The sequence below is a fragment of the Phaeobacter sp. PT47_59 genome, assembly GCF_028890025.1.
Taxonomy (GTDB): Bacteria; Pseudomonadota; Alphaproteobacteria; order Rhodobacterales; family Rhodobacteraceae; genus Phycobacter.
This window is the reverse complement of record NZ_JARCJL010000009.1, coordinates 179,644-188,888: the sequence shown is the minus strand read 5'-3', so window position 1 is coordinate 188,888 and position 9,245 is coordinate 179,644. Positions and strand designations below refer to the sequence as shown.

Sequence of the window (9,245 nt, the reverse complement as noted above, 5' to 3'; positions counted from 1 at the left end):
ACAGATGTCCGAAGGTCTTCCTGTCCGCCATCGCCCTCGCAGCCCTCGTCATTTACTGGCTATGAGTCCTGAGCCTAACGACTGCCCAAAACAAGGATAAAGCAAACCAAGATGCAGGAATTTTTTCGAAAATCCAAAGTCTTCCCGTCAATCCACGGACGCTTGCTTATGACGGCAGAAGTTAGTGGGGGAGGGCACCTGCGGTGACGCAACGGCGCGGCCGCAAGCGCGCCAGGGGCTATCGAACGCCGATGCCCGAGGCCACACAACTCAGCCAGTGCTGCCTCTGGATTTCCTGGCGGACATTTCTGTCGGTACAGGTGGCATTGCATCTCCCTGCGCCGTGTTTGCCTGCCAATCTAAATGCCATGTCCGATAATCGTGTTGGTGTTGCGAATAGCAGCAGATTTATCGTCGGCGGCAGCAGCGTTTGGTCCTCTGATTTGGCAAAAGTAGCTAATATTTCTTTTTGAAACACTGACCAATCTGGGAGTTCATCTGAATTCTTGAAGTGCCGGAGACTTCATCATGGCTTCCAAACAAACGCTAAGCGACGAGCAAAGGCTCTGGGATGCGGGGAAACAAGAAAGCATCCCTGTAGTGCTTCGCAGGTCGGGTATGCGGCTTGAGCCTCGAAGGCCAAAGGGCTTTTCCAGCCCAAAGATGAGTGCCGTCGACGTGGATTGTTGAAGCCATTGAAGTAATTGAAGATATCCTTTGATCGCCAGAGCAACGCTACTGAAAGACGAGGGAAGCTCTGGGACAGTTTTCGCGTCTGCCGCTGCTGATCAGAAGTCAAATGACGCGACTGTACAGGTGGAGTAACCAAGGTCCGAAGCCACGAAATTGGGCTGATCTCTGAAGCCTCAGGTTCAAGGAACCCGCGAGTAAACCGCAGGCGAGCGCTAAGTCATTGATTTTATGGTAGGCCCGGCAGGATTCGAACCTGCAACCAAAGCGTTATGAGCGCTCTGCTCTAACCGTTGAGCTACAGGCCCGCCATTAGGTTTGGTTAGGCAATGGGTCGGCAGAGGTCAAGCGGTGATTTATGACGCTGTGCCAAGCCGATGAGGCCCCGAGGGGCAGCCGGTCGAACTGGGCGTGCGCAGAGGTCGCGCAATCCCTTGTTCCCTTCCGAAGCGCCTTGCGTTAAAGGCTGCGCAACACTTCCAAAGGAGCCAGGCGATGAGTAGCGGCAAGAACGGTTTGACCTATGCGGATGCAGGTGTGGACATCGATGCGGGCAATGCATTGGTGGACCGGATCAAACCGGCGGCAAAACGCACCAACCGTCCCGGTGTGATGAGCGGCCTGGGCGGCTTTGGCGCGCTCTTTGATCTCAAGGCGGCCGGATACAGCGATCCCATCCTGGTTGGCGCCACCGATGGCGTCGGCACCAAGCTGCGCATTGCCATCGACACCGGCGTGGTGGATGGCGTCGGCATCGACCTGGTCGCCATGTGCGTGAACGACCTAGTGTGCCAGGGCGCCGAGCCGCTGTTTTTCCTCGACTATTTCGCCACCGGCAAGCTGGAGACCGAAACTGCGGCCCGCATTATCGAAGGCATTGCCGAGGGCTGTGTGCGCTCTGGCTGCGCGCTGATCGGTGGTGAGACCGCCGAAATGCCCGGCATGTACCCCGAGGGCGATTTCGATCTGGCCGGTTTCGCGGTTGGCGCGATGGAGCGGGGCACGGCCTTGCCCGAGGGCGTCGCGGAGGGCGATGTGCTTCTGGGGCTGGCCTCGGATGGCGTGCATTCCAACGGTTATTCTCTGGTGCGCAAGCTGGTCGAACTCTCCGGCCTGGGCTGGGAGGCTGACTGTCCGTTCTCTGATGGGACACTGGGCGAGGCGCTGCTGACACCGACTCGCCTTTATGTGAAACAGTGCCTGGCCGCGGTGCGGGCAGGGGGCGTTCATGCGCTGGCCCATATCACCGGCGGCGGGTTGACCGAGAACCTGCCGCGCGTCCTGCCCGAGGGGCTGGGCGCCGATATCGATCTCGACAGCTGGGATCTGCCACCCGTGTTCAAGTGGATGGCGGAAACTGGCGGTATCGCCGAGGCTGAGATGCTGAAGACCTTCAACTGCGGCATCGGCATGATCCTGTCGGTTTCTGCCGACCAGGCCGATGCCCTGACCGAGGTGCTGCAAGACGAAGGTGAGACCGTGACGCGCCTTGGTACTGTGACCGCGGGCGCAGGCATGCGCTATTCGGGCAAGCTGCTGTGAGCCACAAGAAGGTTGCCATCCTGATTTCGGGCGGCGGCTCCAACATGGTGTCGCTGGTCGAGAGCATGACCGGGGATCACCCGGCGCGTCCCTGTCTGGTCCTGTCCAACAATGCCGATGCGGGCGGGCTGAAAAAGGCTGCAGCCGCGGGAATTGCGACCGCGGTTGTGGATCATCGCCCCTTCAAGGGCGATCGCGAGGCCTTCGAGTCGGAGCTGGTGAAGCCGATCCTTGAGGCGGGCGCCGATATCGTCTGCCTGGCGGGGTTCATGCGGGTGCTGACGGCGGGGTTCGTGTCGCAGTTTCAGGGCCGGATGCTGAATATCCACCCCTCCCTGCTGCCCAAATACAAAGGGCTCCACACCCATGCGCGGGCGCTGGAGGCTGGCGACGCGGAACATGGCTGCACGGTTCACGAGGTGACGCCTGCGCTGGATGATGGTCCCATCTTGGGCCAGGCGCGGGTGCCGATCCTGGCAGGCGACACGCCCGACGATCTGGCGGCGCGGGTGCTGGTCAAGGAACACCTGCTTTATCCGGCGGTGCTGCGTCGTTACGCAGCTGGCGACCGCACGCCGATCCTGATGGACTGATCCGCCGGGCATCAATTGCATTGCCCGATGCAAGGGCGTATCACCATCTGAAACGCCCGAAAGAACAAGAAAAGCCGCGACCGATGAAAACACTCACCACCACCGAAGAATTGACCGCCTTTTGTCAGGAGGCCGCCAATCACCCCTATGTGACGGTGGATACCGAGTTTCTGCGCGAGCGGACCTATTATTCCAAACTCTGCCTGATTCAGCTGGCCTTTGCCGGCAATGGGCAGGACGATGCGGTGCTGGTGGATCCCCTGGTTGAGGGCTTGTCGCTGGAGCCTCTTTACGAGCTGTTTCGCAACGAGGACGTGGTCAAGGTGTTCCATGCGGCCCGGCAGGATCTTGAGATCTTCTGGGTCGATGCGGGCGTCTTCCCCAAGCCGCTGTTTGACACGCAGGTGGCGGCCATGGTCTGCGGCTTTGGCGAGCAGGTGGGCTATGAGACCCTGGTGCGCAAGATCGTCAAGCAGGGCGTCGACAAGACCTCGCGCTTTACCGATTGGTCGCGCCGTCCTCTGAGTGATGCACAAAAGACCTATGCGCTGGCGGATGTGACCCACCTGCGCCGAATCTATGAACATCTGGCCGCAGAGCTGGACCGCTCGGGGCGCAGCCATTGGGTGGCAGAGGAACTGCAGGTGCTGACCGATCCCGCCACCTATGACATTCGCCCCGAAGAGGCCTGGCGCCGGGTCAAGACCCGCACGACTTCGGGTAAATTCCTGGCAGTGGTCCGGGAGTTGGCCGCCTTTCGCGAAGATCACGCGCAGCGCAACAACGTGCCGCGCAACCGGGTATTCAAGGATGATGCGCTGGTCGAACTGGCCTCGACCAAGCCGCGCACCGGCGCCGATCTGGGCGGCTCGCGCCTGCTGTTGCGCGAGGCCCGCAAGGGCGCCATTGCCGAGGGAATTCTGGAGGCGGTGGCGCGGGGCATCAATTGCCCGCCCGAACAACACCCCAAGCCCGACCGCAGCCGCGAGAAGCTGCAGGTCAACCCGGCTCTGGCGGATCTGCTGCGGGTATTGTTGAAGGCAAAAACCGAAAGCTCCGGGGTGGCAGCCAAGCTGATTGCCCCCAGCGCCGATCTGGACGCCATTGCCGGTGGGCAGCGCGATGTTCCGGCTCTGAGCGGGTGGCGGCGCGAAGTCTTTGGCGCAGATGCGCTGCGCCTGTGCGAGGGAGAGATCGCCCTGGCCGCGCAGGGGCAGAGCGTGAAGGTTGTCACGCTCTGATAATGGGGTCTCGTCGCGGTCACTTGTGGCCGCCGACGATGGTCTGATGCAATGTAACGCGCGACCGCGTCACTCTGCGCCAAAAGTCCAGAGGGTTTTGCCAAGAAATTCGCGTTCTGGCCACGCTTAGCGGCGGCGGCTTTCGCGGGCGTTGGTTGCACCGTTCACGCGGATCAGACGGACGCCGGCCAAGTCGCTGTTGGAATGGCTGGCCGCGGCGCGCAGCGTGCGGCTGAAGGTACTTCCTGCAGGGGTGCCTGCGATCGGATAGACAACCCGGAAATCATATTCCAGCACCGAAGGATCATCGTTTTCAACGGGGCGAAGCTCAACATCGAAGGCGCCCTGACGCGCGGCAACGCCAGTGGCGTAGATGATCGCGCCCGTGGGGGTCCTTTCGATCCTTAGCTCGCTCACCTCGGCAACCAGAGTGCTGCGATCCTCGGCCTTGGGTTTGTCGAAAATACCCAGACGGGTTTTTTGGGGGATCAGCGGATTGGCATCGCTTGAACTGGGCGCCTCTACCGTCCTGGAAGAGCCGAACCAGTTCGAAGGGTTGATGCGGGAATCACGCCAGCCGCCGCAGCCTGCCAGAACGATTGCACCGGCCAAGAGTAGTGAAAGGGGTTTGCGCATGATGTCCGCCCGTTTGAATTCTCCCTGTTTGTGGTTACCCCATTGCTGTCCCGTTGAAAAGCGGTTGAAAAGGCTCTTCGGGCGGCATAGGTGCTGAGCTGCCCGAAGAGCAACCAGACAGGGGTATCGTATCCATGGCCAGTGCCGCATTCGAAGAGATCGTCGAGGATTTCGAATTCCTGGAGGATTGGGAAGATCGCTATCGCCATGTGATTGACCAGGGCAAGGCAATGGCGCCGCTGGATGAGGCCTTCAAGGTGCCTGCCACCAAGGTTGACGGCTGCGCCAGCCAGGTCTGGCTGCATCCCAAGATCGAGGGCGGTGTCTTTCATTTCGATGGCGAGAGCGATGCGATGATCGTGCGCGGGCTGATCGCGGTGCTGCGCGCGCTTTACAACGGGTTGACGCTGGCAGAGGTGCTGGCGGTGGATGCAAAATCCGAACTGGGGCGGTTGGGTCTGAACGATCACCTGTCGGCGCAGAGGTCAAACGGCCTGCGCGCCATGATCGAACGCATTCGAGAAACCGCCGCCGAGGCGCAGACTTGAGCCCCTCAAGGGCCAAGCTCTCCACTACCGCATATCTGTGCACGGTTAGCCCAAAAGACAGGCGGCAGGGGGCTCCCGCGCCTGAAAGCGCGCTGTCGCACGCAGTACAGCCTTGGGCCGGGCGCTGCGCAGGGCGCAGCGCGGTTGCGCCAGTTCGACCGGTGGACCTAGGCCGTGGCGCCTTCACCCGCCCAACGAGTGAACGTGGTTTCAAGCTCCCCGTAGCCCGTATGACGATGCACGAAATCGAGCCCCATGCGCGCGGCGCAGTCCTGGGCCTTGGCCAGCAGGGCGGGATCGTTCACCTGTGACTGGTAGACAATAGTGGTGTAATTGCCAAAGATCATGTCGCGCAGCTCGGGGGCGCGGTCGAGGCCCATGGGGCGCCAGACAAAGGCGTCGAACTGCTTGACCAGGAAATCGGTCAGGTAGAAGGCGGTGATCTCTCCTGCCTCGGCCTGGGCGGCAAAGCGATCATTGCCTTCGAAGAAGGCATAGCAATGCGGGCCGGGCACCAGTTCGACGTCAAGCCTTTCGCAGAGCCGCGCCAGCGCGCCGCCGGTGCCGCAATCGGCATAGACCACGTAGATCCTGTCGTAGCTCTGGCGATGCTTGAGAACGGCATCCTCGACCGCATCGACGATCTGGTCGGGATAGAGATGCAGCTTGGCGGGCAGGCAGGTCAGATCCATGTGATCCAGACCGTTTTTTTCCTTGATGTCCAGAATTTCCCGGGCCAGGGCGCCGCAGCCGATCAACAGGATCCGGCCGGTCTTATTCTCTGGTGCAGCGAGGCCCTGTTCCGCTAGAGAGGAGGTGTCCAGGCTGCGCCCGGAGGGGGGGACGAAGGCAGCCCGCTCTGTCAGGCGGGCTGCGCGTCCTTTGCGTGCCAAATCAGGCGCTCATCTGGTTGTGCTTGCGCGCCACGTACTCTTTGGCGGTCTCCACCGCGACGGCCGCATCGCGGCAATAGGCGTCAGCCCCGATGGCCTTGCCGAACTCTTCGTTCAGCGGTGCGCCACCGACCAGAACGATATAGTCGTCGCGTTTTCCCTGTTCGATCATGGTGTCGATCACCACCTTCATATAGGGCATTGTGGTGGTCAGCAGCGCCGACATGCCAAGGATGTCCGGCTTGTGCTCTTCCAGGGCCTCCAGGTAGCTTTCGACCGGGTTGTTGATGCCAAGGTCCACCACCTCGAAACCGGCGCCTTCCATCATCATCGACACCAGGTTCTTGCCGATGTCATGGATGTCGCCCTTCACCGTGCCGATCACCATGGAGCCCATGCGTGGTGCGCCCGTCTCGGCCAGAAGCGGTTTCAGGATGGCCATGCCGCCCTTCATCGCGTTGGCAGCCAGCAGCACCTCGGGCACGAACAGGATGCCATCGCGGAAATCGGCGCCGACGATGGTCATGCCGCCGACCAATGCCTCGGTCAGGATCTTGTAGGGGGCCCAGCCGCGCTCCAGCAGGATATTCACACCCTCCTCGATCTCTTCCTTCATTCCATCGTAGAGATCGTCGAACATCTGCTGAACGAGTTCTTCGTCGTCCAGTTCCGCCAGGATGATTTCGTCTTCTTCGTCCGACATGAGTCTGTTCCTTGACTGGCGGGGTAACCCCGGCTTGACCTTCTTTCCCGACTAATGGGCCAGAATGCCGCAGCGACACTGCATTATTTGCGACATTGCCTTTCGCTGAACCGACCTCTGGGCAGAAAACATGGCAGGGATAGGTGAATAAATCGCGAGGATTGTCCAAAAACGCCATGGGCGTTCTTTATTTGTTCCGATTGCTGTGGCATCCATGGGGAATGCAAAACCGTTCCGATCTTTCTCTTCTGCGCCTGAAAGCCCGCGCCAGCCTCAGCAACGCGGCGGGGCGGTTTGATCTGGCGCGCGCCGCGATTGACGACGGTTGGGAGCAGGAGGAGGCGCCAGGCTCCATTGCCACGGATCTGCGTCATGAGCAGGTCAAATCCCTGATCAGCTACAATCGTTCGCCGGATCTGCCCTTTGATCGCTCGATCAATCCCTACAGAGGCTGTGAACATGGCTGCATCTATTGTTTTGCCCGCCCAAGCCATGCCTATCTGGGCCTGTCGCCGGGGCTTGATTTCGAAACCCGTCTGATTGCCCGCCCCAATGCGGCGGCGGTTCTGCGGGCAGAACTGTCTGCAAAACGCTATACCGTGGCCCCGCTGGCCATCGGCACCAATACCGATCCCTATCAGCCCTGTGAGCGCGATCTGGAAATCACCCGCAACTGTCTGAAGGTCCTGGGCGATTTCAAGCACCCGGTGGCCATAGTGACCAAGGGCGCATTGATCGAACGGGACATCGATATCCTTTCGCCGATGGCAGAGCAGGGATTGGTGCGGGTGGGGATCTCCGTCACCACGCTGGATCCGGAGCTGTCCCGTCGGATGGAGCCGCGCGCGCCTGCGCCTGCCCGGCGCCTTGCCGTGATCCGAAGGCTGGCAGAGGCGGGTATACCGGTGCGCATCATGACCTCCCCGATCGTTCCGGGGCTGACCGATCACGAGGTCGAGGCGCTGCTGGCGGCCGGAGCCGAGGCAGGCGCGGATGCAGCCAGCTGGATCATGCTGCGCCTGCCGCGCGAGGTTTCCAGCCTGTGGCAAGAGTGGCTGGAAGAACATGAACCGAACCGGGCGGACAAGGTCATGGCGCGCCTGCGCGAGATGCATGGCGGGCGCGACTACGATCCCAGTTGGGGGCACCGGATGCGGGGCAGTGGCGAATATGCAGCGATGATCGGGCGCAGGTTTCGCACCGCTTGCAAACGCTTGGGGTTGAACGAAAAATCCCCCGCTCTGCGCTACGATCTGTTTGCGCGACCGCCGCAGCCGGGGGATCAATTGGCTTTGTTCTGAGCGATAGTCGGGCTGCGTTTAGCCCCGGCGACGTCCCCGGCGGCTGCGGCGTTCCCCTTCTGCCGCGTCTTCACCGGTGCCATCGCTGGCAGAGGTGAAGGGGCCGAGAACCTCGACGATGCGGTCCAGGGTGGGGCGTTCGCCCCTGGGGCGGCTGTCGAGGGCGTCCCGCATATGCCGCAGGTGGTCGGGCATGGTGCCGCAGCAGCCGCCGATGATCTTGGCGCCGCAATCGCGCGCCATCACCGCGTATTCGCCCATCAGCTCTGGCGTGCCGTCATAGTGAATATGGCCATCCACATATTTCGGAATGCCCGCATTGCCCTTTGAGATGATCGGGCGCTCGGTGCCCTGGGCGACAAAGCCAAGGACCGTGCGCAGGATGTCCGACGCACCGGTGCCGCAATTGGCGCCAAAGGCCAGCGGCGCGTTGTCGAACTCTTCCACAAGCTTCGCCAGATCGGCAGAGGTGACGCCCATCATGGTGCGCCCGGCGGTGTCAAAGCTCATGGTGCCGCACCAGGGCATATCGGCGAGTTTGAAGGCCTCGGCGGCGGCGCGGAATTCTTCGGGGGCAGAGATGGTCTCAAGCCAGAGCACATCGGCGCCGCCTTCCTTCAGGGCATCGGCCTGTTCGTGGAACATCTCCACCGCCAGCTCGTGCGAGAGTTCACCCACGGGCTGCAGGATTTCGCCGGTGGGGCCGACGGAGCCCGCCACGGCGATCTTGCGCCCGGCCTTGTCGGCCACCTCGCGGCCCAATTCGGCGGCGATGCGGTTCAGCTCCCGCACGCGGGTCTGGGCATCATGGAGCTTGAGGCGCGCGGCGGTGCCGCCAAAGGAGTTGGTCAGGAACAGATCGCTGCCCGCATTGACCGAGCCCTGATACAGGGCCATGATCTTTTGCGGCTCATCGGTGTTCCACAGCTCGGGCGCATCGCCCGATTGCAGGCCCATGTTGAACAGGTTGGTGCCCGTGGCGCCATCGGCCAGCAGAACATCCTTGTCTTGCAGTAGCTGGGTAAAGCTGTCGGTCATTGCTCATCCGTCCGGTCACTGGTGTGCCACCGACAGGTCTGCCTTGTCGGTACTCGAATG

9 protein-coding genes and 1 tRNA gene are annotated in these 9,245 nt (G+C 61.7%); 5 read left to right on the top strand and 5 right to left on the bottom strand.

The genetic code is table 11. The annotated features are described in order from the left end of the window. Positions 1–922: 922 nt before the first annotated feature. A tRNA-Ile gene (locus PXK01_RS10995) sits at positions 923–998 on the bottom strand. Between the two features lie 187 nt (positions 999–1,185). Here PXK01_RS10995 and purM point away from each other — a divergent pair. From purM to rnd, 3 genes are all read left to right on the top strand, one after another. Then, positions 1,186–2,232 (top strand): phosphoribosylformylglycinamidine cyclo-ligase, encoded by a 1,047-nt coding sequence (purM, locus tag PXK01_RS10990; RefSeq protein WP_274846370.1) that lies wholly within the window; start codon positions 1,186–1,188, stop codon positions 2,230–2,232. Further along, the gene (gene purN, locus PXK01_RS10985; RefSeq protein ID WP_274846369.1) at positions 2,229–2,825 is read left to right on the top strand and encodes a phosphoribosylglycinamide formyltransferase; all 597 of its coding nucleotides are present in this window, start codon (positions 2,229–2,231) and stop codon (positions 2,823–2,825) included. The genes purM and purN overlap by 4 nt, the downstream gene beginning before the upstream one ends. 83 nt (positions 2,826–2,908) lie before the next feature. Next, the gene (gene rnd / locus PXK01_RS10980; RefSeq protein ID WP_274846368.1) at positions 2,909–4,066 is read left to right on the top strand and encodes a ribonuclease D; all 1,158 of its coding nucleotides are present in this window, start codon (positions 2,909–2,911) and stop codon (positions 4,064–4,066) included. A gap of 126 nt (positions 4,067–4,192) precedes the next feature. Here the strand turns inward: rnd and PXK01_RS10975 are convergent, their stop codons facing one another. Then, positions 4,193–4,702, bottom strand: a complete 510-nt coding sequence (locus tag PXK01_RS10975) for a hypothetical protein (RefSeq protein WP_274846367.1) — start codon at positions 4,700–4,702, stop codon at positions 4,193–4,195. Positions 4,703–4,836: 134 nt separating this feature from the next. Between PXK01_RS10975 and PXK01_RS10970 the strand changes: the two genes are divergently transcribed. Next, a complete protein-coding gene (locus tag PXK01_RS10970; RefSeq protein ID WP_274860032.1) occupies positions 4,837–5,250 on the top strand; it encodes a SufE family protein in 414 nt (137 codons plus the stop codon). A 167-nt stretch (positions 5,251–5,417) separates the two neighbouring features. Here the strand turns inward: PXK01_RS10970 and PXK01_RS10965 are convergent, their stop codons facing one another. Next, on the bottom strand, positions 5,418–6,143 hold the full coding sequence (locus PXK01_RS10965; RefSeq protein ID WP_274860031.1) for a DUF1638 domain-containing protein: 726 nt from the start codon (positions 6,141–6,143) through the stop codon (positions 5,418–5,420). Position 6,144: 1 nt separating this feature from the next. Continuing rightward, the gene (locus PXK01_RS10960) at positions 6,145–6,846 is read right to left on the bottom strand and encodes a corrinoid protein (protein WP_274846364.1); all 702 of its coding nucleotides are present in this window, start codon (positions 6,844–6,846) and stop codon (positions 6,145–6,147) included. A gap of 221 nt (positions 6,847–7,067) precedes the next feature. Here PXK01_RS10960 and PXK01_RS10955 point away from each other — a divergent pair, with 221 nt between their 5' ends. After that, positions 7,068–8,147 carry a PA0069 family radical SAM protein gene (locus tag PXK01_RS10955; protein WP_274860030.1) on the top strand — a complete coding sequence of 360 codons (1,080 nt, stop codon included), beginning with the start codon at positions 7,068–7,070 and terminating at the stop codon, positions 8,145–8,147. Between the two features lie 18 nt (positions 8,148–8,165). On the opposite strand, the gene bmt is transcribed toward PXK01_RS10955, so the two are convergent. Further along, positions 8,166–9,185, bottom strand: coding sequence for a betaine--homocysteine S-methyltransferase (gene bmt / locus PXK01_RS10950; RefSeq protein WP_274860029.1), 1,020 nt, complete (start codon positions 9,183–9,185; stop codon positions 8,166–8,168). Positions 9,186–9,245: the final 60 nt, after the last annotated feature.